This window comes from Labrys sp. 22185, assembly GCF_052045555.1.
In the GTDB taxonomy this organism is placed as follows: domain Bacteria; phylum Pseudomonadota; class Alphaproteobacteria; order Rhizobiales; family Labraceae; genus Labrys; species Labrys neptuniae.
This window is the reverse complement of the sequence record NZ_JBQEPH010000023.1, coordinates 45,481-67,689: the sequence shown is the minus strand read 5'-3', so window position 1 is coordinate 67,689 and position 22,209 is coordinate 45,481. Positions and strand designations below refer to the sequence as shown.

Genomic DNA, 22,209 nt, shown 5'->3' with positions numbered 1-22,209 from the left:
TGCCCGTGCGTATCGCCTCGGCTCGTGAGGCAGGGGCTGATTTCGAGCGCGTTCCGGTTGCTGCCGGAGTCGAGTGGTCAGATTTTGCAGGAGTCGCATGGAGGTCCTGTCCCGGGTGGTGTTCACCGTAGCCAGCATCTGCCTGATGATGTTGGCGGGCGGTCTTGTCGCGATAGCCGGATTTCGGGTCTTTCATGCCGCCTATTACGATGGACAGTTCGACAATACGCTGCTCGATTCAATCGGCTTCGTGGTGGTCGGCGTCGCGGTCTTCGACGTGGCGCGCTATTTCCTCGAAGAGGAGGTGCTGCGCGCCCGCGAAATGCGCAATGCTGTGGAAGCTCGCCGCAGCTTGACGAAGTTCATGTCAGCCATCGTGATCGCAGTTTTCCTCGAGGCTTTGGTAACGGTGTTCAAGGTAGCCAAGCAAAGCCCGGAGCAATTGCTCTATCCGGCGCTCCTGCTCTTCGGCGGCACCGCGATGATCGTGGGCCTTGGCGTCTATCAAAAGCTGTCCGTCAGCGTCGAGCGGGAAAGTCCGGCAGAACCCCGCAAGGAAAAGGCCGAGAGCAAGCGCAAGACGGGAGAGCGGCAAGCAGAGCCGAGCTAGGCCGGAGGCTCGTCTGGCGTCGCAATAGACATGACTGCGCGACCGCTCGTGACATCCGCGACCATCTGCCGAACATCGACCAGATCCTGTTCGCGGATCGCGGCGACAAACTCGCTTCCCGTCGCAGTATAATCCTGCGTCAGGATCTGCACCGCCTCATGGGCGGACAAGCGGGCCTGTACCAGCGCCAGGTCGGTAAAGGCGCAGGAGATGCGTGCCTCGACCCGTATGACGATCGGCAGCTTTTCGGCAGCGCGCAGGCAGGCGGCAGCCGTGCCGCCGTAGGCCCGGATCAAGCCGCCGCTGCCGAGCAGCACGCCGCCGAACCAGCGCGTGACCACGACGGCGACACCATCCAGGGCCTGGCCATCGATCGCCTGCAGGATCGGCTTGCCGGCGGTGCCGCTGGGCTCGCCATCATCGTTGAAGCGGTAGAGGGGGCCGACTCGCCAGGCCCAGCAATTGTGATTGGCCGCCATGTCGGAATGATCCCTGATGAAGGCCTTGGCGGCCTCTTCTCCCGACACGGGAGCGGCTGTCGCCAGAAAGCGGCTTTTCTTGACCTCCTGTCTGAAGGTCTCGATTCTCTGAAGGCTGAACAAATCCGGCATGGCTGCAATCTAAAGCATTTTCCGGAAAAGTTGACAGCCATCCCTCAACATAAAAAATATCGTTAGAACAATTGGTTATTGATAGATCCCAATGTAAGGAAATGGCAGGTCGTATCCGTGCGGACCGTTTTGCGCCAAATCGCCGCGCTCAACCATGGCGGGGGGAGCCCACCATGTCGACGGCATGCGATCCGGCAAGGCCACTCGCCGCAGAAGCATGCGATGGCGCAACTGCGCTCGCCCAATGCTCATGCGGTGACAACAGGCACAAGCTTTGGCCTGCTTCGTAAACCCAAAATCGAAAGCATGATGTGGGCACCGTTCTGCATCGATTGACTTGACCGGGCGTCACTGCTGTAGTCGCCGGCAGCCTGGATGTTCTCAAAAAAGGGATTTGGATGAGCACGAGGATACATGTAGCGGCGCTGGCCGGAGCGGTCTTGAGCCTGTTCCAGCTTTCAGGCGGAGCCTATGCAGCCCAATGCGGCAAGACTGCAGCCGGCTATGAAGCATGGAAGCAGGAATTTTCCGCCGAGGCACGCGCCAAGGGCGTCGGTCAGGCCGGCATCGCCGCGCTGATGAGCACCCATTACGCCACAGCCACCATCAACGCCGATCGCGGCTTGAAGAGTTTCCGGCTGTCCCTGGACCAGTTCCTTGCCAAGCGAGGTGGCAACACGATCATTGCGCGTGGACGCCAGCTCAAGAAATCCCAGGGTGCGTTGTTTGCCACTATCGAGCGCCGCTACGGCGTGCCGCCGGGACCGCTGCTGGCGATCTGGGGCATGGAGTCGGGCTTTGGTGCCGTCAAGGGCAACCAGAACATGCTCTCCTCGGTGGCAACGCTGGCTTATGACTGCCGCCGCCCCGAATTCTTTACCGACCAGCTCTACGCTGCGCTCAAGCTCGTCGACAGCGGCCGCTTCACGGCGCAGACCCGCGGTTCCATGCATGGCGAAGTGGGCCAGACCCAGTTCATGCCCAAGACCGTACTGCAATATGGCGTCGGCAATCTCGACACCGCTGCGGGTGCCCTCGATTCGACCGCCAACTACCTGAAGGCCCATGGCTGGAGTGCCGGCCAGGGCTACCAGCCGGGCGAGCCGAATTTCGGGGCTATCCAGGCCTGGAATGCCGCCTCCGTCTATCAGCAGGCTATCGCCCATATCGGCCAGCGCATCGACGCCCAATAGAAAGTCCCGCTGGGGTGGGTGCGAGAACCGCGAGTTCTTTCACCCAGCCGCGATCGACCACCGGTCCATGACGCCGTGGAGCACCAGCTTCCACGGCGTTTTATCTTGATTGACCTGTGATCCGAAAGAATGGCCTTCATCTCGGCCTGCTGCCCGCCACTGCATGCCGCGCCCGCGCCGCTACGTGCCTTCGGTGGGAGTCGTTCGCTCTCCTGCCCGCCCGACAGAATGTTCCATCGCCGATATAAACTAAGCCCTTGCGCTAAGTTTTGAAGACTGATAGTTAGCCTGGAGGATAGGTAATGGGTTTTCACCCACATCCCGAAAAACCGGGTCGAGCTGCGAAAGGCGATGTCATGAAGCTGGTCTTGATGGAATTCTTGCCCCTCGACGGCGTATATCAGGGGCCGGGAAGCCCCGATGAAGATACGACCGACGGTTTCACCCGCGGCGGCTGGTTCGTGCCCTTCATCGATGATGCCTTGATGCGTTCAGTGATCGCCTGGGTCGCCGAGGCCGATGGCTTCCTGTTCGGGCGCCGAACCTATGAGAATTTCGCGCGCGACTGGCCGAAAATGGATGATCCGAACGATCCGATCGCCAGCAAGCTGAATGGCGCTCCGAAATATGTGGCCTCGACATCGCTCGAACGTGCCTCATGGGCTCCATCGACCATCCTGTCTGGCGACATTTTCGACGGCATCGCCGCCTTGAAGGCCAAGCCCGGTCGCGAGTTGCAGATCCATGGCAGCGGGCGGCTCGCCTACTCGCTATTGGCAGCCGGATTGGTGGACGAGCTAAGGCTCATGGTTGCTCCCGTCGTACTGGGACAGGGCCGCAAGCTCTTCAGAGATGGCGGGCAGCCTCTCGGCTTCAGGCCGTTGAAGGCCGAGGTGACGCCGGCCGGCCTCACGATCCAGGTCTATGAGAAGGCTGGAACACCCACCTTCGCGACTTACAGTCCTTCGTGATTTGCCGGACCGAGACGGGCCGAGATGGGCCAGGCTCCGCTGGACGAGAGGCGCCGAAATGCCGCGATATCGCCACCGCGCCGAAACAAACGGAAATCGCAGGTTAAGGCAGCACGGGCATGCTGGTGGCCTCTTTCACCGGAGCCAAGCCGATGCTCGAAAGTGTGCTGCTTGCCTTGCTGTTCTCCTTCGTGACCTATTATCTCACCTTCGACCTCTGAAGGGAGGTCGATGCTCCCGTCGATCAACGCCCCGCTTCAGCCAGGATCGGATAGAGTGAGGCGACCAGCGCCAACGCCATCACCACGTTGAAGACGCGCAGCCGCACAGGTTCCGATAGGAAACCGCGCAAAGCGGTCCCCGCTGCCGCCCAGACCAGCAGGCAGGGGCCATTGGCCAGAACGTAAATGGCCGCCACCACCAGGACATAACCAAAGAAGCCGTCGACCGGCGTGTAGGTCGCAATCGCGCCGATCGCCATGATCCAGGCCTTTGGATTGACCCATTGGAACGCCGCTGCCTGGAAGAAAGTCATCGGTCGATCCCGGCCACCCTCCGAACCCGTCCCGCCCGCTCTCGCGATCTTCCAGGCGAGATGAAGGAGATAGGCCGCGCCCCCATAGCGCAGCAGTGTGTGAAGGAACGGGAAGGCCGTGAACAAGCCGCCTATGCCGAAGCCAGCGGCGAGCACCAGGATGCAGAAGCCCAGATTGATGCCGAGAAGGTGAGGCATGGTGGCCCTGAGACCGTAATTGGCGCCGGAGGCCAGCAGCATCGTGTTGTTCGGGCCCGGCGTGATCGATGTGACGAAGGCATAGAGGATGAAGGCGGTCAGCAGATCGGATGTCATGGCAAGGGCCGTCGGTTCCGCAGGGAATTGACGGCACCATAGAGGCGTGACACATTTTCGAAATGCATAATAGTGTCATGTGACACAATTAACGAGTCTACCGTGAAGCTTGCGTCGCCCTGGGAGCCACGCCTGACACCAGGCGACGACCCGCCATTCGAGCGGCTCGCCGCGGCGCTTGCCAACGACATCGCCGCCGGCCTGATCGGCGCCGGCGACCGGCTGCCGGCCCATCGCGATCTTGCCTGGCGCCTCGGCATCGGCGTCGGCACCGTCACCAAGGCCTATGCCAAGCTGGAGCAGCGCGGCCTGGTCAGATCCCTCCACGGCCGCGGCATGTTCGTGGCAGGCACATCGGCCATGGCGACCGGAAGCATCGACCTCGGCATCAATGCTCCGCCGCAGATGTTGAGCGACAGGCTGCTGCAGGCGACATTGTCGACACTGGCAAAGCGCCTCGATGCCGAAACGTTCGGGGTTTATTCCCATCCTGCGGGGCGCCCGGAGCATCGCCGCCTGATGGCACGCTGGCTGGCCAGATGGGGCGTCGACGCCGGACCGGACCGTATAGTGCTGACCCATGGTGCCCAGCACGCCCTCGCCATTGCGATGGCCATGGCCTGTCCGCCGGGAACCCATCTGCTGACCGAAGCATTGACCTATCCGGGCGGCCTGCTGGTGGCGCGGCAGGCCGGCCTCGAGACCATTGGCCTCGCGATGGACCGGGAGGGCCTTACGCCCGGTGCCCTGGCCGAGGCGCTCGGCGCCGATCACGGCCGGCACCGGGTGCTCTATGTGACGCCCACCCTGCACAATCCGACGACGGCGACGATGGGTGCCGAACGCCGCCAGGACGTGGTCCGCCTCTGCCGTGCCCACGACGTCATCATCATCGAGGACGACGTCTACGGCATTTTCGTGCCAGCCGGCGTTCGCCCCCTGGCCTGCCTTGCACCCGAACGCACCTTCCATGTCACCAGCCTCTCCAAGGCTTTGAGCCCGGGGCTTCGCATGGGTGCACTCGTCGTCCCGTCCGATCGTGTGGCCGAGGCGGAGGCGAGGCTGCAGGCGAGCAGCACCATGGCCTTGGCGCTCCAGGCCGAGATCATGGGGATGTGGCTGACGGACGGAACGGCGGAAGCCGTTGCCTCCTCGATCCGCGCAGATGCCGTCCGGCGCTCGGCCTTCGCTGCCGATCGCCTGCCCAAGCAGGCGGCGCTCAGGATCAATGACGGTTTTCACGCCTGGCTGCCGATGCCGGCCGAAGCGGCGGATCGTTTCGTCGCCCGTGCCGCGCTGCGCGGTGTCGCCCTGATGCCGGCGCGCGCAGCCATGGCCGATCCCTCAGCACCGGACGGTGGAGTGCGGATAAGCCTCGGCGCTCCCGCGATGGCTCAGCTCGACCAGGCGCTGGGCATTCTCGCCGACTTGTTCCTGCCCGAGCGGCCCGTGCTCGTCTGAGCACACAGGCGTTCAGCCACGAGCGCGCTTTGCCTTTGCAGGCCGGCGGACGGCCCTGACTTTTCCGCTTTCGCCGCCACCGCAGAAGAAGCGCTCGCCCCCATCGGCTTCGAGCCCGGAGACGACCAGGCCGGCCGGCATCGTAAGGCTGTCGAGGACCGTGCCGGTGGCCGGATCGACATGCCGCAATTCGCTTTCGTCATTTTCCCAGGTGGCATGCCAGAGTTCCCCGTCGACCCAGGTCACGCCGGTGACGAAACGGTTGGATTCGATGGTGCGCAAGGTGGCGCCAGTCTCGGGATCGATCTGGTGAATCTTGCGGTCCTGATACTGGCCGACCCAGAGAGCACCCTCGGCCCAGGCCAGGCCCGAATCCTTGCCGCCGCCGGGCGCTGGAATGGTGGCGAGCACCGTGCCGGTGGCCGGATCGATCTTCTGGATGCGATCCTCCGCGATCTGGAACAGATGCCGGCCGTCAAAGGCGGTGCCGGCATGCGCGGGGACGTCGAGAGCCTTCACGGTCTTGCCGCTGTCGGGATCGAGCGCATTCAGCTTGTCGCCGGAGGCGAACCAGACGTTCTCGCCATCGAAGCTGACCCCGTGTACGGCTTCGACCCCGGCGAAGGGGCCATATTCGCGAAGGATTTCTGCTGGTGTCCGTTTCATACGGCCGATCCTAGCTTTATGGTAGCGGTGCCGGGAGTAACAAGGTTGTCGCGAAACTCGGCACCGGCGGCGTCACCCAGCGGCGTGCTCTTCCACGGCCGAAGAATTGCACTTTGGCGGCCAAGGCGAGCTCGTCGAGAGCACGCTGCACGGTACGCTGGCTGGCTCCGAGTGCAAGCGCCAGGGCAGAACTGGACCAGGCCTCGCCATCGGAGAGAAATGCCAGCACCGCCGCATATTTCTCCTCCACCGGCCGGGCCAACACCAGGACCTCGCCGGTGCGGCTCGGCGCCAGCGCAAAACCGCGCTTGGTCGCATTGACGGTGGCTAGTCCCCTCAGGGTCGCACGCAGGCGACCCATTTCGACCCGCAGGCGAGCGCGATGGGACTCGTCGGCCGACTTGGCTCCGAACGCACGCGCCACCAGCTCGTCGCGCGTCACATCGCGGGGCCAAGCCTCGCCGAGGGCCCGGACGAGGGCGAACAGCACCGGTCGCCGGGCAAGCGAAGTCGATTTGTCGCCATTGCGCACGACATGGCGACAGGCATCGATCATGAAGGCTTTCGACATCTGCAAAGCCTCGACTTCATCGAGCAGGACCGGGCGTTCGCCACCGGCCCTGATCAGGCGGGCCGCCGGCGTATCCAGGATCAGCCTAGCGCTTTCGACTTCCGCCGCCAGCGCCGGGATTGCGGCCTCGCTTGCGGCCCGTTCGGCCCGTGCCAGCGCCGTACGGGCCTGCCGGGTCTCGAGCCGACGCATCGCAATGCCGGCAACCACCAGGTCGTGGGCAGTCCTCAGGGCCGGCGGCAGCGGCGCGGCGTCGAAATTGGCAAGTTCGGCCTCGGCGGCATCCAGACGCCCGATCAGCAGCAGGCGCCGGGCTTCGAGATATCTGGCATGAGCGGCATTCACGCGATCGCCATGCTGCTCCAGCGTCGTGCGTGCCGTATGGAGGGCCTTGGCGGGCCAGCCGAGGTCACGCGAGACGAAGGCGATTTCGGCCTCGGCGACGATGCATCTCGCGCGCGCCACGGCCTGCCTGGCGCCGAAGGCGCGCGCGGCATTTCGGATCAGGGTTCGGGCACGGTCGAGGTCGCCGAGCTGCGCCATAGCGATGCCCCGCAAGGCCAATGCCGGCGCGTCGTCACGCAGGGCAACCCGGTTCAGGGCGCCGAGCGGGTCGCCGGCAGCGAGCGCACGGGCCGCGGCCGTCATCAGCGAGTCCATTCGAATCCCGCCAAGCTTGTCACTCCCATCATCCGCTGGTCCCGGACTAGCACGAAATGCCAGATCGTATCGAGAACACCATGAGTGCCGTCATGAGCCTCATTATGGGATGGCGCATCGGATGCCGGGCAATCGGCGCCGCCGGCCTTTCCGAACGGTTTGCAGCTGGGAACTCATTGCAGCCTGAACGCCGCCAGCCTGACCGCGATCCTTCTGGTGAGCGGCCTCCTGGATCTGCGCAACATGGCGGTCGTCACGGCGGGCATCACCGTCCAAACGCCTCGCACCAAAGGGCCCGCACCCGGATGCTCGCGTCGGAGCTTCCGGGCTCGCATGTTTCAGGTCCTGCGGCGCGCGGTGAAAGCAGGAGGATCGCTGGCGGGAAAGGACTCGTCGCTCGCCTCATCGACCGCGTCCCAGGGATCTTCGGGCTGCGCTGCCATGTCCCGGCGCCGGCCGGCCGCTTTCAGCGCCCCAACTTCCTGGCGCAATCGATGATTTTCATCCAGCAGCTTGGCAATAGTGACCAATCCCGCGAGTGAAGCCAGAAAGCCAAGCCTGCGCATGTTGTTCTCCTTTGCAAGCCGCAGATCCTGCTCGAAGGCCGCGGCCTCGATATCGAACTGTCCTGGCGCTGAACCTGCGAACCGGGTTCATGGTTCCCGCCGGCACCGCAAAGCGGCCCGGGCTTTGCTCCACTTCGTCGCAGGCAGGAAACCTTTGTTGTCCGCCGCCGTTTCGCCCCCGACAACCATCGAGGTGCCGATCCATGCAAGCTTACGACGTGCGCGCCCTTTTTTCATTTGCCGATAGGGCGAGTCGGCTGGACGGGAGCGATCCATGGCTCGATCGCGATATCTGCTTGAGCCTTCGCTATCTCAATGGCCGCATGTTCGCCGATTGGCTGGTCGTCCTGCCCGACCATCGCCTGTCGTCCGCCGATGGTTCGCATTGTGGCGAGCCTGACGCGCTCACCACCTCCATCGACGCTGTCGAGAGGCTTCGACGCTGTCTGCTGCCCAGGAGCAGGCTGAGCGTCAGGACGCTCGATGGCCATGCGGAACAGTTTCAATGCCAAGTACAGTTTGGCGTCGGCACACGTGACACCGGCAGGGCGATCGTCGCCAGTTCCGAGCCTTGTGCCCGGCTGGCGGCCCTCCTTCACGCCTTCGCCAGTTCGACGCTGGGCTGGCCGGAGCCTGCAAGCGAACCAGCCAGACTGCGCTTTGCCCTGGTTGACAAATGAGCGAGCCTGACCGGAAACCGCTGCATGACGTCGTGCCGGCGCCTGCTCGATAAACAGAAGGTTAGCGTCGCTCGTTCCCGAGCAGGGTCGCACCGACGAAGAGCCCAACGACGAATCCCAGAATGCCGGCCGAGGACAATATCGTCGCGGCCGTGCCGGGATGTTCCCTCGCCGCATCGGTCACGGCATGCGCCTGCTCGCGGGCCTGCTGGAAGGAGGCTCTCGTTTGCCCTCTGGCCCGATCCACGGCTTCGGAAGCCGCTTCGCGTGTGCGTTCCAATGTCTCGGCACCGCGATCCGCGATGGATTTGCCAAGCGCGCTGATTTCCTTGCGGAGATCGGCAATCTGCTTTTCCAGTTCCTTGCGCACATCGTCCGAGGAGATCGAGTCGGCCATCTTGTTCTCCGTTCTGGTGATCCTTGACGGTGATGGTGGATACCTGCACCGCCCTTGCCCATAACGCCCGATCAGGCGGCATGTTCCCGACACCTCACCGGCAGACAAAAAAGGCTCCCATAGGGAGCCTTGCCGTCTTGCGCATTCATCCAGGCACGAACCCGTTTTGCTCGAGCCGAGGCCCTGTGCTTAGTTGAACAGATCCTTGGTCAGGATCGCCACTTCCGTGCGATTGCGCGCCTTGATCTTGCGCATGATGTTGCGGATGTGGATCTTCACCGTGCTCTCGCTCATCTCCAGCTTGAAAGCGATGATCTTGTTGGACTCGCCACGGCGTAAACGGTCGATGACGTCAATCTGCCGCTGGGTGAGCGCCTGGCCGAGTGGCCCCTTGTCCGCAGCCGGCATGGGCGCGGCCTGCGCCGCCAGGAGGCTGCTGACGGGGACGAACTTCTCTCCTGCCTGAACTAGGCGAATGGCGGCGGCCGCCATGTCCAGATTGAAGGTCATGCCGACGAAACCCTGGGCACCCTGTTCGAGGCTGCGACGGACCAGAACAGGGTCCTCGACATCGGAGAGTACGATGATCTGGCTGTCGGGAGCCTTGGCCTGCAACCGGGCAATGTCGTCGCAAATGGCGCGTTCTGTCGCGCCGTCCCCAGTCGCGCACAGCAATATCGTCACGGGAGCGGCAGGGTCCGTCGGACGCCATTCGTCGACCGATCCATAGCCGCTCGTGCTGCAGTTCAATTCGGCTTCGGCGAGGCAGCGCGCCAGGCAGTCGCGGATCAGCGTTGCGGCGCTGATGATGAGGATCGGGATCGTCGCGACCCGGGGTGTGACGATCGGACCGGAAACGGGAGTCGGCCGCATGGCTTCATTGCGCAGTCTTGGCAGACGGTCGACGTCGACGCTCCTATAGGCGTCGGAAAGCACGGCAGCACCCATTACCATATTACCTTAAAATAGACTGCCGCTATCCAGCAGATCTCCAAACTTCATGGAGCCTTAGGGGTAATTTCATGCTGCGGATGTGCGATTTCGCACATACGGCGCCAGCAGATCATCCGCTGCGATGACGAATCCGGTTATGCGCACGACACTCGGACAACCATCGGCGCACGTCTGCGGCCGCAAGACACAACGGCTGCGCGGCGACAAGAATTTCCTATCTACATATCTCAAAAAACTTGGAATTCATCAGAATACTTCAATGACACACATTTACCGGAAATGTGTCATCATTAAGAAATCAAAGATAATTTTGCGGCGCGTGCCGTAATTCCTATTTTCATCGAAATTATATGGGAACAATTGCAGCCATGGGTTGTTGTATTGCTCATATCTGGAGTGGATACACTCGATAACCACGGAGAAAGGTCATGACAAGCAGGTTGATGAACTTGATTGGCATATCTTTGGTGGCGCTATGGCTGCCGGCCGCTGCCCAGGCACAAGGCGTGATGGGCGGAGCCCAGGAAGGGGCGGAACGCGGCAATGACAATGCCGGGCCGATCGGCGGTATCGTCGGCGGTACGGTCGGCGCCGTGACAGGCGGCATCAACGGGTTGCTGGGAATCGAACAGCGCCCCCGCTTCCGCAAATATGTGATCGAGCGGCATATCCCCTCCTATCGCTATGAAGAACCTCTCAATGTAGGCGTCGTCCTGCCCGAGGAGGGCGTCGAATACTACGACGTACCTGCCGATTATGGCGAAGTCCGCTACAAATATACGGTCATCAATGATGAGGTCGTGCTGGTCGATCCCGGCACCCGTCGGATCGTACAGATTGTAGAGTAGCATCCGGGTCTGCGGGTGGCTCGTTCACTTTAGCCACCCGCAATAGACATCGAGGTCTTCCAGCTGCTGCAGATGCAGGGGTCGGAAGACTTCGATGTCCGTTCAAGGCAAGTCGATAAGTAATCGATTTAAGAATATAAAATATCTCATTGATGTATAAGTATTTTTTAGAGAATCAAAACAAGAATTTCCACCCTGCTCGGATGACAAAAAGTCTTGCCTAGCGGCCCATGAGCCTGCCGGCTGGGCCAGCTTATCGGCGCGGGATCATCCTCGTCCTTAACTTCAGCAAGCTGGCCGCCAGCCAAGAAAACGACACTCGCCGGCAACGAGGCGCGCCGGCCCTGGCTTGCGGCGAAAGCTGCTGGTTGGGGCCGTCCCGTCCCTCCGTTTTCCGATCCCTTCACCCGCCGAAGCGCGGTTCGGGAATGCCCCTTATGCCCAAATCATGGATGGCGAACAGGCTGCCTCGCAGCACGCCGTCACCCGGGAAGCGCGGCAAGGGCGGCTTGGCCATCGAGGTCACATAGAGCACGTCGAGATCGGGGCCGCCGAACATCACGCTCGTCACCTTCTTGACCGGCATCTCGATCACCCGGTCGACGGAGCCGTCGGGCCGGTAGCGCACCAGCTTGCCGTCATAGACCAGGGCATTCCACAGGCAGCCCTCCGCATCCACCGTCGAACCGTCGGCCGCGCCACCGCCCGAGCCATCGACCTTGGCGAAAGTCCGCCGGTTCGATACGCCGCCCGTATCCTGGTCATAGTCATAGGCCGAGATCTCGCCGGACCAGGTGTCGGTGAAATAGAAGATAGTGCCGTCCGGGCTCCAGCACGGCCCGTTCGAGCAGATGATGCCGGAATCGAGCTTGGTGACTTTGAAATCCGTCGACAGGCTGTAGAGTGCGCCGTTCGGCCCCTCCTCCATCGTATCCATGGAGCCGGCGACGAAGCGGCCGCGCTTGTCGACCTTGCCGTCATTGATGCGATTGTTGGGCAGATCCGGCTCGGGATCGTGGATGAGCTCGACGTCCCCGGTCTTGAAGTCGAGGAGGTGGAAGCCGCGCGCCAGCGAGACGACGGCGCCCGAACCGTCTTTGCGCAACGCCATCGAGCCGATCTTCTGCGGCACGTCCCAGGCCCGCAGTTCCCGGCCGTCGGCGGTGGCACGGAAGACGCGGCCGTCGAAACTGTCGATCCAGTAGAGCCGCTGCTGCTCGACATCCCAGAGCGGCCCCTCCCCCAACGTGGTCTTCACATCCAGCAGGACTTCGATACGCATGCTTGTTCCCTCTCCTTCAACCGTTCTTTGGTTTTCAGCCTCCCGGCGGCCTGCCTCAGAAATTCACGGCGTGGCCGCCTTTCAGGCCCAGCATTTCGCGGGCCTCATCCGGGGTCGCCACGGCGAGGCCGAGACCTTCGATGATCTGGCGGACCCGGGTGACCTGCTCCGCATTGGAGCGGGCGAGCACGCCCGGCCCGTTCCAGAGCGAATCCTCCAGCCCGACGCGGGCATTGCCGCCCATCGCGGCCGCCATCGCCGCAATGTTGAACTGGTTGCGCCCGGCACCGAGAACCGACCAGCGATACTGGTCGCCGAACAGGCGGTCGGCCGTGCGCTTCATGTGCAGGACGTCGTCGGGATGGCCGCCGATGCCGCCCTGCAGGCCGAACACGGTCTGGATGAACAACGGCGCCTTCACCAGGCCGCGATCGAAGAAATATTTGAGGTTGTAGAGATGCGCCGTGTCGTAGCATTCGAATTCGAAGCGGGTGTCGTTGCCCGCGCAGGTGGTCAGGATGTGCTCGATCTGCCCGAAGGTGTTGCGGAAGATGATGTCCTTGTTGGCGAGATAAGTCCGCTCCCACTCGTGCTTGAGATCGGTGAAGCGATCGAGCATGCCGAACAGGCCGAAATTCATGGAGCCGAGATTGAGCGAGGCGACTTCCGGCGCGAAGGTCGCTGCCGGCCGCACGCGTTCCTCGATACTCATGGTCGGGGCGCCGCCGGTGGTCAGGTTGATGACGCAGTTCGAGCGCTGCTTGATCTGGGGCAGGAACCGCGCAAAGGCCTCCGGCGTCTGGTCGGGCTCACCCGTTACCGGATTGCGGGCGTGCAGATGCACGATCGCCGCGCCGGCTTCGGCGGCGCCGACAGCCGCATCGGCGATCTCTTCTGGCGTCACCGGCAGATGGGGCGACATTGACGGTGTGTGGATGGCGCCCGTTACGGCGCAGGTGATGATGACTTTATTGCGGGCCATATCGTCTACTCACTTTCCAATGTCCTTGGCGGCTTTGCGCTTGTGGGCGCGCAGAGCCATCAACTGGCGGTCGCGCCATTTCTGGCGTTCGCCGAGCTTGTCGCGTGGCAGAACGGCGCTACGCTCGGCTTCGATGCGCTCCATCACGGGGCCGGCCCAATCGACGCGGTACTGCACCGACGGGAAGATGTTGGCGTAGATGCCCTGGTAGCGCTCGGCATAGTCACGCACGCCCCCGGGCGCGTTGAGGTCGATCGTCTCGAACGGCCCCATGAAGGACCAGCGCAAGGCCAGCCCGTCGCGCAGGCCGATATCGATGTCCTCGACGCTGGCGATATCGTCGGCAACCAGGCGGAACGCTTCCTCGAGCAGGGCCCCCTGCAGGCGGTTCATGATGAAGCCGTCGATCTCGCGCTTCATCACCAGAGGCGACTGGCCGCAGCTACGCATGAAGTCGGCAGCCTTGGCCATGGCCTCCTGCGAGGTCCAGGGCGAGGGACAGACCTCCACCGCCGGTACAAGATAGGGCGGATTGATGGGATGGCAGACCAGGCAGCGCTGGCGGCCGGGCAGGTGCTCCATGAAGGCGGAAGGCAGGATCGCCGAGGTCGAGCTTGCCAGCACCGCCTCGGCGGGTGCCAGCCTGTCGAGATCGGCGAACAGAGTACGCTTCAGTTCGACCTGTTCGGGCGCATTTTCCTGGACGTGATCGACGTCATCGAGCGCCACTGCAAGATCCGCCTCGATATGGATGCGCGCCTTGACCTCGGCCTGTTCCGAACCTCCCAGTAGGTCGTTGGCGGCCAGATCCGGCAGCATCTCCTCGATGAAGGCCAGGGCTTTCGGCAGGGCGTCGGCGTCCTTGTCCCAGAGCCTGACTTCGTGGCCGGCCCTGGCGAAGGTGATGGCCCAGGCGCGGCCGATGAACCCGGATCCGATGATGGCTGTCTTCATGGGGATGTTCCCGACTGAGAGGGGGCGCTCACAGGGATTCGACGTTGCCGTCGACGCCCAGGGACTGGCCGGAGATGTTGATGCCGGCCGGCGACAGCAGGAAGAGGACCATGGCCGCAACATCCTCCGGGCCCGTCATGCGGCGCAGCGAGATGCGATCGAGATACTGCTTCTCCATCGCCTCATAGGGCACGCCGACCTGCGCGGCGCGGTCGCGGATCACCCCCTCCATGCGCGGGCCACGGATGATGCCGGGCAGGATGGCGTTGACGCGAATGCCGGAGGGACCGAGTTCCTTGGCAAGGCTCTGGGTGAAGCCGATCACCCCCCATTTGGCGGCCGAATAGGGCGTGCGATAGGCATAACCATAGCGCCCCGCCGCCGAGGACAGGTTGACGATGGCACCCTCGCCGGCCTGCTTGAGCAGGGGCACGCCATGATGGGTGCACAGGAACTGCCCAGTGAGGCAGATGTCGATGGTGCGGCGCCAGTCAGCGGGCGCGATCTCCTCCACGCCGCCTGTCGGCCCGGCAATGCCGGCATTGTTGATGAGCGCGTCGAGGCCGCCGAGGCCCACTTTTACCTCATCGAACAGCCTGGCCACCGCCTCCTCGTCGGAGACGTCGCACAGGCTGGCGCCGTGTCCGGGATGGGCGCTGCGGAAATCGGCAAGATGATGCTCGGCGACATCGCACACATGCACCCTGGCGCCGTTGTCGATCAGGAGGTCGGCGATGGCGCGGCCGATGCCGGAAGCTCCGGCGGTGACGAGAACCCGAAGACCGGGCTTGAGGACAATTCCAGTCATGATATTTCCTTGTATGGCAATATGTTCAGGTATTTTTCTCGCGCAATGTAATAACCGCGCAAAGCACAACCACGCCATAGAGAATTGCGCGTGTGGCATAGGGAAGCGTGGTACCGGCGAGCAGGGTCTGCAAGGCCGTCAGCAGCAGCACTCCACCGATCATGCCGATATAGCGCCCTCGCCCGCCGGTGATCAGTGTGCCGCCCACCACGGCGACGGCGATGGAAGGCAGGAGATAGTCATCGCCCATGCCCAGGCTTGCCTGGCCGGAGAAGCCGGCGAGGAGGCAGCCCACGAGCGCCGCGCAGAAACCCGACAGCATATAGACCTTGACGAGGGTCGCCCCGACGGGAACGCCCGAAAGCTCGGCGGCACGCATGCCGTTGCCGATGGCGTAGACACGCCGGCCGAAGGCCGTGCGACCCAGCAGGATCGTGGCAACGAGCACGAACAGGATGACGAGGGGGACGATCGGTGTCACGCCCATCACCTGGCCGGTCATGATCCAGCGCAGGCCGGGCGCCGAAAAGCCGTCGGGCGTGCCGCCGGAATAGACGAGCGCAAAGCCTTGCAGGATGCCGTTCATCGCCAGGGTCATCACGATCGGCGACAGGCCGAGGGCCACGATGCCGAGACCGTTCATGAGGCCGATGAACGTGCCGATCCCCAGAGCCAGCGGCAAGGCATAGAGCATGGCGCTGTCAGATCCCTTCATCAGGCCGGCGCTGACGATGCCGCAGAAGGCGATCGTCCACGGCAGCGAGAGGTCGAGGCCACCGGTGAGGATCACGCTGCCCTGCCCGAGCGCGAGAATGGCCAGGAAGCTCGCCAGCACGATCAGCGAATTGTAGTAGCCCCATGACAGCAGGGTGCTGCCGAGCACGAACTGGCTGACGACGAGAACGATCGCAAAGCAGGCAAAGGCCGGCAGGACGGTGCGCAGATCCTCCTGGCGGCGGATCCAGAAGCTGGGACGTGCGACTTGAGATCGTGCGGCTCGAGCGGGCTCGTCCGGCAGCCGCAGCCGCGTTTCCGTCAGGGTCAGCTGCCGAGGCAGACGCCCCTGACGCCAGGCCGACAGGCGATGGCCGCCGAGGCGCAAGGTCGAGGCGAGCACCGAGGTGCGGGTGATCGAAGCGCCCAACACCGCCAGGATCAGGATGGTGCCCTCGACCACGGAGGAATAGAAGGCCGGCACGTTGAGGACGAGCAGGATGTTGACCACCATCATCAGCACATAGGCGCCGAAGATGGTGCCGACCGGTCCGCCGCGCCCGCCGCCCAGCAAGGTGCCGCCCACCACCACCGCCGCAAACATCTGCAGCAGCATGGGATTGCCGACCAGCGGGTCGCCCGAGCCGGTCTGCGCGCTGATGAACACGCCGGCCAAACCGTAGAGCCCGCCGGCCAGGACATAGACGAAGAACTCGCACAGGCGGGTGTCGAGGCCCGCCGCCCGCGCCGCGTCCCGGTCCGAGCCGATGGCATAGATCGCCTTGCCGAAGATGGTGTTCTTGAGGAGAAACCAGCCCAGCACCAGGAGGACGAGCATCAGAACCGGGCCCGGCAGCCAGTCGGGGATGACGTCCGCCGTGAAGAAGGCACTGAACCCGGCGGGAAGCTGTCCGCCCGGCTTGTCCATCACCAGCAGCGTCACGCCCTGCAGGATGAACATGGTCGCAAGCGTCACCACGATCGGCTGGAGACGCAGGAAGGCGATGAAGAAGCCGTTGAAGGCACCCGCCGCAGCCCCGATGGCGATGCCGGCGCAGGACCATAGGAGGATGCTGGATGGATCGTCCTGCATGTGGCTCGCCAGTGTGACGTTCACCAGCGAGATCACGGCGGCGGCCGACAGGTCGAACCCGCCCGACAAGACCACGACGGTCTGGCCGATCGCGGCCGTTGCCAGCGTCGCCCCGCCCGTGGCGATGGTCGAGATGTCGTAATAGTTGAGGGATCCGCTGACGAGGCGGATCAGCCCGAGGCAGACCAGGAAAGCCGCGATGGCGATCAGCGTGCCTCGATGGCGCCCCCAACGCAGGACCGCGCGCCTGGACGGCGACGGCTTGAGGGACATATCGGCTTGGGCCGCGCTCATGATGCCTCCCGGATCGTGGCAGCGCTGCCGAGCGTGGCGCGCAGAATGGCGTCCTCGGAAATCGCGGGGCCGGTGAGATCGGCCGCGACCTTGCCGCGATAGAGCACGAGGACGCGATGGGCGAGATGGTCGAGCTCGGCGATCTCGGTGGAATGGAACAGGACGGCGCCGCCCGCGGCGGCATATTGCTGGATCAAGGCGTAGATCTCATGCTTGGTCCCGACGTCGATGCCGCGGGTCGGATCGAACAGCAGCAGCACGCGGCTTTGCGCGAACAGCCATTTGGCGATGGCGATCTTCTGCTGATTGCCGCCAGAGAAGGACTTCACGCTGGTCCACAGCGCGCGCATCTGCACGTTGAGCCGGCCGAAGACCCGGGCGACATCCCTCTCCTCGCCGGCCTCGTCGATCAGGCCGAACCTGGTATAGCGCTCGATCACCGGCAGGGAGACGTTGCGCTGCCCGTCGAGCTTGAGGAAGAGGGCTTCGGTCTTGCGGTCCTCGGGAACCAGGCTGATGCCGATGCGCGCCTCGATGGCGTCGCGCGGGGAAGTCAGCGTCACCGGCTGTCCGTCGATGCGGATCTCGCCGCGATATTCCTCCATGCCGAACAGGGCCGAGAAAAGCTCGAGCTGGCCCATGCCCTGGAGGCCGGCGACGCCGAGGATCTCACCTGCGCGCAGGTCGAAGCCGACGCTTTCGAGCCTCTTGTGAGTATTGAGGCCGTTTACCGAAAGCACGGGATCGCCGGTCGGCGCGGGCACCGGCGGCTTGGGCGGGAAGGAGCGGCCGAGCTCCCGGCCGGCGATCATGCCGATCAGGTCCTCGTCGGCGACATCGGCGAGGCTGGCGGTGGCGATATGCTTGCCGCCACGCAGGACCGTGACGCGATCGCAGAAGGCCCTCACCTCTGCCATGCGGTGGGAAATGAAGACGACCGTGACGCCATCGCGCTTCAGCCCGTCGATCAGGCCGCCCAGCCAGTCGATGTCCCGGCCGGAGAGCGTGGAGGTCGGCTCGTCGAGAAGGAGGATCCTGGGGCGGCGAAACAAGGCGCGCGCAATCTCGATCTTCTGGCGCAAATTGAGATCGAGATCGCGCAGGTCGGTGTCGAGGTCGATCGCCGCAAGGCCGATCGCGTCCAGATGTTCAGCCACCTGGCGGCGGGCCTCGGCGCGGCGGATCTGGCCGAGCAGGGTCGGCGGATAAGGCAGCAGCATGTTGTCGAGCACCGTCAGGTCCTTGACGATGGTCAATTCCTGGAAGGCGGTCTGGATGCCGAGCCGATGGGCCGCGCGCGGGCTGCCAAGCATGGCCTGCTGGCCGAAGATCTCGAAATGGCCCGAACTCGGCAGGATCAGGCCGGACAGCAATTTGACGAGCGTCGACTTGCCGGCGCCGTTCTCGCCCAGCAGGGCATGGGTCTCGCCGGCGCTGACCTCGAAGGAGACGCCGTCGACGGCGATGGTCGGCCCGAAGGAACGGCTGATATCGCGGGCCGCGACCGCCGTTTTCGGCAAAGCCGTCTGAACGGATGGGGATGACATGCGAGCCGGTCCTGAACTCATTTGCGGTATCTGCGCGCCTCATCCTGACCGGGAGGCTCACATCGAGACCAACAAGGTGTGTCTCTCCCTCTCCCGCAAGAGGAGAAGGAGAGTCTCGGATTTGGACGAGGGCGCGGACCGCCCTGCCTTCAATTCTCGGGCTGTCCGACCAGCGCCGCCGACAGCCCGAGCTCGGGCGTTTCGGCCGAATAGATCGAGGCGAACCAGCCGGGATTGGAAACCAGAGAGGGCTTGAAGGCATTGCAGCCGGCCTTCATCTCGGCCCAGCTGCCTTCCTGGCAGAGCTTGATCGTCTCGTTCGTCACGATCGGCAAAGGCAGCACCGTGTGCTTGGGAATGTCCTTGCCATCGAGCTTGGCGACGGCAAGCTTCAGGGCCAGGCCACCCGAGTAAGGCGGCGAGGCATAGGAAATTCGGGGCGCAGCCATCGGGGTATATGTGCCGTTGGCGCCTTCGACCTCGGTGCCCACCGGCAGCATCTGGATGCGGCCGCCATTCGAGCCCTCGCCGGCACAGGGCTTGAGCTTATCGGGGGTCGCGCCGGCCTCGATCTGCATGGTATTGGCGGTATAGCAGCCCACCTGCATCCACAGCCCGTCGATCTCGTCCCATTTACGGGTGGCCATGATCTTGGACAATTCGGTGCGAGCCACCGCCTGGCTCCACATGCCGACGGCTTCGTTGACGATCTTGATGTCGGGATATTTGGCAAACACCTCCTTGGCTGCCTTGGTGCGCAGCGTATCGACCGAGGTGCCGGGCACGCCGGTGATGGCGATGATGTTGCCCTTGCCGTTCAGTTTCTTGGCCAGCCATTCGGCCGTGACCCGCCCTGCCTCGCTTTGGTCGATCGTGACGTTGTAGGCGCAGGGCTCGGTGATCTCGCCATCATAGGCGATCACCACCACGCCCTTGCCGCAGGCATTCTTCACTGCCGCATTCAAGGCCGTGGGCGAGATCGGGAAAACAACGATGGCCTTGGCACCGGCCTGGACCATGGCGTTGATCTGCTGGATCTGGCGCTGGGCATTGGGGCCGGCGACCTGAACCTGGAGATCGACCTTGTCGGCCATCTCCTTGCTGGCGGCCATGGCCTTGACCATGTTGGCGGCCTCGCCCTGCCAATCATTGCCAATATAGCTCATCGACAGATAGATCTTGTATTTGTCCTTGGCTTCGGCCTGCCCGCCAAGGGCGCATAGGCCGAGCAGTCCCGCGCCCAGCAGGGCAGCACCGCGCTTCACCAGTCCCATTCTTCCCTCCCTGTCAGCCCGCTTCGTTGCGGCGGGCACTTCGACTCGTTGATAAGTCAGCTTCTGTGGGCTACTTTTGATCATAAATCAAAGATCAGAATTTTAGCAAGCCCGGTGACGCTTTCTTGGAACGGCGAACCGACCTACAAGACGAGAATCCCGTCCCGGGATTGCAACGCGGAGGTGTCATGAGCGAAATCAGGTCCAAGGCGCGAGAACCGCTCTCGGTCGTCCGCGTGCAGCGCGCCACGATGCAGGAGGACGTCTATCGCCAGGCCAAGGAACTGATCCTCAATGGCGATCTGGCGCCCGGCCAGTCGATTACCATCCAGTGGCTGGCGGATGCCTTCGGCGTCAGCGCCATGCCGGTGCGCGAGGCCATTCTACGCCTGACGGCGGAAAAGGCCCTTACCGTGGTCGCCGGGCGAAGCCTCGGCATTCCGCATCTGACCCGAGAACGATTGGCCGACCTGACGCGCACTCGCCTGGAAATCGAAGGATTGGCGGTATCCTGGGCCGCGCCCAACCTCCAGCCCGCAACACTCGCCCGGCTGGACGAACTGGTCGAAGAGATGGACAACATCAAGCCGAACAAGGAAGCCCGGAAGATCTATCTGCGCGCCAACCGGGCGCTGCATTTCGAGATCTACCAGGCGAGCGGCTCGGAGACACTGTTCGGCATCATCGAGACCCTCTGGCTGCAGGTCAGCCCCTATTTCAACCTGCTGCAGGAACGCGGCAATTTCGTCGTCTCGAATAAACACCACCGTATCCTCGTCGACGCACTGCGATCGGGAGATCGGGATGGTGCGGTTCGCGCCGTCCAGGCCGATATCGGCGACGCGGCCGATATTCTCGAAACCATTCTCTGACCGGCGGCGTTCGATGGAGGAATCGGCCTCTTTCTGACCATAACCCTTTGTTTCAATGTTACTTTTCGAATTCGGACAAGATCTTGGGATTGCAAGGCGCCTTGGCATCGGTGCTTTCACGTCCGTGTCACATCGTCTGACAATAGTGTGCACCCATGCCGCAAATCGGCGGCATAGCAACCAACTTTTGACCCGGCGCCCGACACGCCGGGTTCTTTGTTGGCACGAGGCATGATCGGCATGCTGCCTGGATGCCGGCATCGCTTTCACATCCGGCCACAGGCCGCGTGAATGTCTCTTGAGCAAAAGCCATCGAGGTTGCATCCTGCCCGAGACACGATATGAACGGCGAACGACACCGGGACTGGTTTGGGCATGCAGGCGGATCTATTGAGCTTTGCCGGCGAGTGGGGAGCGGCCTTGATGCTGCTGCTCTTCTTCGTCAGTGCCGTCTCGCTGCTGCCCCGGCCCGCGCTTTGCATCGTGGCCGGCTCTGCCTATGGTCTATACGGCATCCCGCTTGCCCTGATCGGATCCATCCTCGGCGCATCCGTGGCTTACTGGCTCGGCCTCGCCGTTGGCCGCCGCTACGGGCACCGGCTCGCCCGGCGCTGGCGCCTGCTCGAGCCGCTTCGTGAAGCTGTTCGGATAAGTGGCTGGCGTATCGTGCTTTTATGCCGTTTCGCGCCGATTGCGCCATCAAGCATGGTGAGCTTCGTGTTCGGCTCGACTTCGACCGCCTTCGGCCCGTTCCTGATCGCGACCGGGCTTGGCATTCTGCCCGGCATCGCCCTGCAGGTCGCTGCCGGTGCGGGACTGCGCGCGAGCCTCGATGGACAGCTGTCGACGCTGCAGATCGTCACTTTCGGCTTAGGCCTTTGCGCCGGCCTGGCGGCTCTTCTGTTGCTGGGGCGCAAGCTGCGGCAAGTCCTGGCGACCTATCAGCGCGAACCGGCGGCCGAAGAGCGGATTCGGTAACGCTCAATCGCGGATGCTGACGGCCGGTGCCTCAACCGCGCCTTCTTCGCCGGATTGTGGTGGCTACTACGCCCACCACCAGCAAGCCGGCCAATGCCAGGGCCATGATGCCCGTCACGCGGATGGCTGCCAGGGCGAGTATGATGGATGTCAGAGAGTGAATGAGGGCGTCGGCGATACTCAGCAAGGGCGGCGGATACCAATGGAGGGGGTGAATGACAGAGATCAGATCTCGGTGACACCGCCAGAGTGGCATGAGAGTTGGGCGCTGATGGGGCACTTTCACGACGAGGCTCGCCTTCGCTCGCCTTGCCTTATCATGCGGTAGTGGGCTCCGGACAATCGGATCACACCCCTGTCACGCCGGTGGCTG

General features: G+C 63.5%; 22 protein-coding genes. 8 read left to right on the top strand and 14 right to left on the bottom strand.

What is annotated here, in order from left to right; genetic code table 11:
• Positions 1-97: 97 nt before the first annotated feature.
• Complete coding sequence (locus ACTJKX_RS29485) at positions 98-610, top strand: GNAT family acetyltransferase (RefSeq protein WP_394312051.1); 513 nt, start codon at positions 98-100, stop codon at positions 608-610.
• On the opposite strand, the gene ACTJKX_RS29480 is transcribed toward ACTJKX_RS29485, so the two are convergent.
• Positions 607-1,212, bottom strand: coding sequence for an IMPACT family protein (locus tag ACTJKX_RS29480; protein ID WP_311941378.1), 606 nt, complete (start codon positions 1,210-1,212; stop codon positions 607-609). The two genes, ACTJKX_RS29485 and ACTJKX_RS29480, sit on opposite strands and share 4 nt — an antisense overlap.
• Positions 1,213-1,619: 407 nt before the next feature.
• Between ACTJKX_RS29480 and ACTJKX_RS29475 the strand changes: the two genes are divergently transcribed.
• Together ACTJKX_RS29475 and ACTJKX_RS29470 are read left to right on the top strand one after the other, a co-directional pair.
• Positions 1,620-2,414 (top strand): lytic murein transglycosylase, encoded by a 795-nt coding sequence (locus tag ACTJKX_RS29475; RefSeq protein ID WP_440727427.1) that lies wholly within the window; start codon positions 1,620-1,622, stop codon positions 2,412-2,414.
• 356 nt (positions 2,415-2,770) lie between these two features.
• On the top strand, positions 2,771-3,385 hold the full coding sequence (locus ACTJKX_RS29470) for a dihydrofolate reductase family protein (protein WP_440727426.1): 615 nt from the start codon (positions 2,771-2,773) through the stop codon (positions 3,383-3,385).
• Between the two features lie 244 nt (positions 3,386-3,629).
• On the opposite strand, the gene ACTJKX_RS29465 is transcribed toward ACTJKX_RS29470, so the two are convergent.
• Positions 3,630-4,235, bottom strand: coding sequence for a LysE family translocator (locus tag ACTJKX_RS29465; RefSeq protein WP_440727425.1), 606 nt, complete (start codon positions 4,233-4,235; stop codon positions 3,630-3,632).
• 102 nt (positions 4,236-4,337) lie between these two features.
• Between ACTJKX_RS29465 and ACTJKX_RS29460 the strand changes: the two genes are divergently transcribed.
• Complete coding sequence (locus ACTJKX_RS29460; protein ID WP_440727424.1) at positions 4,338-5,696, top strand: PLP-dependent aminotransferase family protein; 1,359 nt, start codon at positions 4,338-4,340, stop codon at positions 5,694-5,696.
• Positions 5,697-5,708: 12 nt separating this feature from the next.
• Here the strand turns inward: ACTJKX_RS29460 and ACTJKX_RS29455 are convergent, their stop codons facing one another.
• The 3 genes from ACTJKX_RS29455 to ACTJKX_RS29445 form a co-directional block, all read right to left on the bottom strand.
• Positions 5,709-6,362, bottom strand: coding sequence for a Vgb family protein (locus ACTJKX_RS29455; RefSeq protein ID WP_394312045.1), 654 nt, complete (start codon positions 6,360-6,362; stop codon positions 5,709-5,711).
• Positions 6,363-6,378: 16 nt separating this feature from the next.
• Positions 6,379-7,593 carry a helix-turn-helix domain-containing protein gene (locus ACTJKX_RS29450; protein WP_440727423.1) on the bottom strand — a complete coding sequence of 405 codons (1,215 nt, stop codon included), beginning with the start codon at positions 7,591-7,593 and terminating at the stop codon, positions 6,379-6,381.
• A 338-nt stretch (positions 7,594-7,931) separates the two neighbouring features.
• Positions 7,932-8,159: a hypothetical protein gene (locus ACTJKX_RS29445; protein WP_440727422.1), complete on the bottom strand. Its 228-nt coding sequence runs from the start codon at positions 8,157-8,159 to the stop codon at positions 7,932-7,934.
• Positions 8,160-8,455: 296 nt separating this feature from the next.
• Here ACTJKX_RS29445 and ACTJKX_RS29440 point away from each other — a divergent pair, with 296 nt between their 5' ends.
• Entirely contained in the window at positions 8,456-8,839 is a 384-nt protein-coding gene (locus ACTJKX_RS29440) for a hypothetical protein (RefSeq protein ID WP_367624360.1), read from the top strand.
• A 61-nt stretch (positions 8,840-8,900) separates the two neighbouring features.
• Here the strand turns inward: ACTJKX_RS29440 and ACTJKX_RS29435 are convergent, their stop codons facing one another.
• Both ACTJKX_RS29435 and ACTJKX_RS29430 read right to left on the bottom strand, forming a co-directional pair.
• Positions 8,901-9,236, bottom strand: a complete 336-nt coding sequence (locus ACTJKX_RS29435; protein ID WP_311941369.1) for a DUF883 family protein — start codon at positions 9,234-9,236, stop codon at positions 8,901-8,903.
• A gap of 189 nt (positions 9,237-9,425) precedes the next feature.
• Positions 9,426-10,184, bottom strand: a complete 759-nt coding sequence (locus ACTJKX_RS29430; RefSeq protein WP_311945242.1) for a response regulator transcription factor — start codon at positions 10,182-10,184, stop codon at positions 9,426-9,428.
• A gap of 434 nt (positions 10,185-10,618) precedes the next feature.
• Between ACTJKX_RS29430 and ACTJKX_RS29425 the strand changes: the two genes are divergently transcribed.
• A complete protein-coding gene (locus ACTJKX_RS29425) occupies positions 10,619-11,038 on the top strand; it encodes a DUF1236 domain-containing protein (RefSeq protein ID WP_311945240.1) in 420 nt (139 codons plus the stop codon).
• Positions 11,039-11,441: 403 nt separating this feature from the next.
• Here ACTJKX_RS29425 and ACTJKX_RS29420 read toward each other — a convergent pair whose 3' ends face one another.
• The 7 genes from ACTJKX_RS29420 to ACTJKX_RS29390 form a co-directional block, all read right to left on the bottom strand.
• Positions 11,442-12,320, bottom strand: a complete 879-nt coding sequence (locus ACTJKX_RS29420) for an SMP-30/gluconolactonase/LRE family protein (protein ID WP_440727421.1) — start codon at positions 12,318-12,320, stop codon at positions 11,442-11,444.
• A 55-nt stretch (positions 12,321-12,375) separates the two neighbouring features.
• Entirely contained in the window at positions 12,376-13,302 is a 927-nt protein-coding gene (locus ACTJKX_RS29415; protein ID WP_440727420.1) for a 3-keto-5-aminohexanoate cleavage protein, read from the bottom strand.
• Between the two features lie 9 nt (positions 13,303-13,311).
• On the bottom strand, positions 13,312-14,256 hold the full coding sequence (locus ACTJKX_RS29410) for a 3-hydroxyacyl-CoA dehydrogenase (protein WP_440727419.1): 945 nt from the start codon (positions 14,254-14,256) through the stop codon (positions 13,312-13,314).
• 28 nt (positions 14,257-14,284) lie between these two features.
• Complete coding sequence (locus ACTJKX_RS29405) at positions 14,285-15,064, bottom strand: SDR family oxidoreductase (RefSeq protein ID WP_440727418.1); 780 nt, start codon at positions 15,062-15,064, stop codon at positions 14,285-14,287.
• Between the two features lie 25 nt (positions 15,065-15,089).
• Positions 15,090-17,165, bottom strand: a complete 2,076-nt coding sequence (locus ACTJKX_RS29400) for an ABC transporter permease (protein WP_440727417.1) — start codon at positions 17,163-17,165, stop codon at positions 15,090-15,092.
• Positions 17,162-18,712 (bottom strand): sugar ABC transporter ATP-binding protein, encoded by a 1,551-nt coding sequence (locus ACTJKX_RS29395; RefSeq protein ID WP_440727416.1) that lies wholly within the window; start codon positions 18,710-18,712, stop codon positions 17,162-17,164. Before ACTJKX_RS29395 ends, ACTJKX_RS29400 begins: the two co-directional genes overlap by 4 nt.
• 149 nt (positions 18,713-18,861) lie before the next feature.
• Positions 18,862-19,986, bottom strand: coding sequence for a sugar ABC transporter substrate-binding protein (locus tag ACTJKX_RS29390; RefSeq protein ID WP_394312031.1), 1,125 nt, complete (start codon positions 19,984-19,986; stop codon positions 18,862-18,864).
• A 188-nt stretch (positions 19,987-20,174) separates the two neighbouring features.
• Between ACTJKX_RS29390 and ACTJKX_RS29385 the strand changes: the two genes are divergently transcribed.
• Both ACTJKX_RS29385 and ACTJKX_RS29380 read left to right on the top strand, forming a co-directional pair.
• Positions 20,175-20,858: a GntR family transcriptional regulator gene (locus ACTJKX_RS29385; RefSeq protein WP_311945093.1), complete on the top strand. Its 684-nt coding sequence runs from the start codon at positions 20,175-20,177 to the stop codon at positions 20,856-20,858.
• A gap of 375 nt (positions 20,859-21,233) precedes the next feature.
• Positions 21,234-21,836, top strand: a complete 603-nt coding sequence (locus tag ACTJKX_RS29380; RefSeq protein ID WP_440727415.1) for a TVP38/TMEM64 family protein — start codon at positions 21,234-21,236, stop codon at positions 21,834-21,836.
• Positions 21,837-22,209: the final 373 nt, after the last annotated feature.

Coding starts and splice junctions, on each gene's coding strand:
- ACTJKX_RS29485 (WP_394312051.1), top strand. CDS start 98: ATGGAGGTCCTGTCCCGGGTGGTGTTCACCGTAGCCAGCATCTGCCTG.
- ACTJKX_RS29475 (WP_440727427.1), top strand. CDS start 1,620: ATGAGCACGAGGATACATGTAGCGGCGCTGGCCGGAGCGGTCTTGAGC.
- ACTJKX_RS29470 (WP_440727426.1), top strand. CDS start 2,771: ATGAAGCTGGTCTTGATGGAATTCTTGCCCCTCGACGGCGTATATCAG.
- ACTJKX_RS29465 (WP_440727425.1), bottom strand. CDS start 4,235: ATGACATCCGATCTGCTGACCGCCTTCATCCTCTATGCCTTCGTCACA.
- ACTJKX_RS29455 (WP_394312045.1), bottom strand. CDS start 6,362: ATGAAACGGACACCAGCAGAAATCCTTCGCGAATATGGCCCCTTCGCC.
- ACTJKX_RS29450 (WP_440727423.1), bottom strand. CDS start 7,593: ATGGACTCGCTGATGACGGCCGCGGCCCGTGCGCTCGCTGCCGGCGAC.
- ACTJKX_RS29445 (WP_440727422.1), bottom strand. CDS start 8,159: ATGCGCAGGCTTGGCTTTCTGGCTTCACTCGCGGGATTGGTCACTATT.
- ACTJKX_RS29435 (WP_311941369.1), bottom strand. CDS start 9,236: ATGGCCGACTCGATCTCCTCGGACGATGTGCGCAAGGAACTGGAAAAG.
- ACTJKX_RS29430 (WP_311945242.1), bottom strand. CDS start 10,184: ATGGGTGCTGCCGTGCTTTCCGACGCCTATAGGAGCGTCGACGTCGAC.
- ACTJKX_RS29425 (WP_311945240.1), top strand. CDS start 10,619: ATGACAAGCAGGTTGATGAACTTGATTGGCATATCTTTGGTGGCGCTA.
- ACTJKX_RS29420 (WP_440727421.1), bottom strand. CDS start 12,320: ATGCGTATCGAAGTCCTGCTGGATGTGAAGACCACGTTGGGGGAGGGG.
- ACTJKX_RS29415 (WP_440727420.1), bottom strand. CDS start 13,302: ATGGCCCGCAATAAAGTCATCATCACCTGCGCCGTAACGGGCGCCATC.
- ACTJKX_RS29410 (WP_440727419.1), bottom strand. CDS start 14,256: ATGAAGACAGCCATCATCGGATCCGGGTTCATCGGCCGCGCCTGGGCC.
- ACTJKX_RS29405 (WP_440727418.1), bottom strand. CDS start 15,064: ATGACTGGAATTGTCCTCAAGCCCGGTCTTCGGGTTCTCGTCACCGCC.
- ACTJKX_RS29400 (WP_440727417.1), bottom strand. CDS start 17,165: ATGAGCGCGGCCCAAGCCGATATGTCCCTCAAGCCGTCGCCGTCCAGG.
- ACTJKX_RS29395 (WP_440727416.1), bottom strand. CDS start 18,712: ATGTCATCCCCATCCGTTCAGACGGCTTTGCCGAAAACGGCGGTCGCG.
- ACTJKX_RS29390 (WP_394312031.1), bottom strand. CDS start 19,986: ATGGGACTGGTGAAGCGCGGTGCTGCCCTGCTGGGCGCGGGACTGCTC.
- ACTJKX_RS29385 (WP_311945093.1), top strand. CDS start 20,175: ATGAGCGAAATCAGGTCCAAGGCGCGAGAACCGCTCTCGGTCGTCCGC.
- ACTJKX_RS29380 (WP_440727415.1), top strand. CDS start 21,234: ATGCAGGCGGATCTATTGAGCTTTGCCGGCGAGTGGGGAGCGGCCTTG.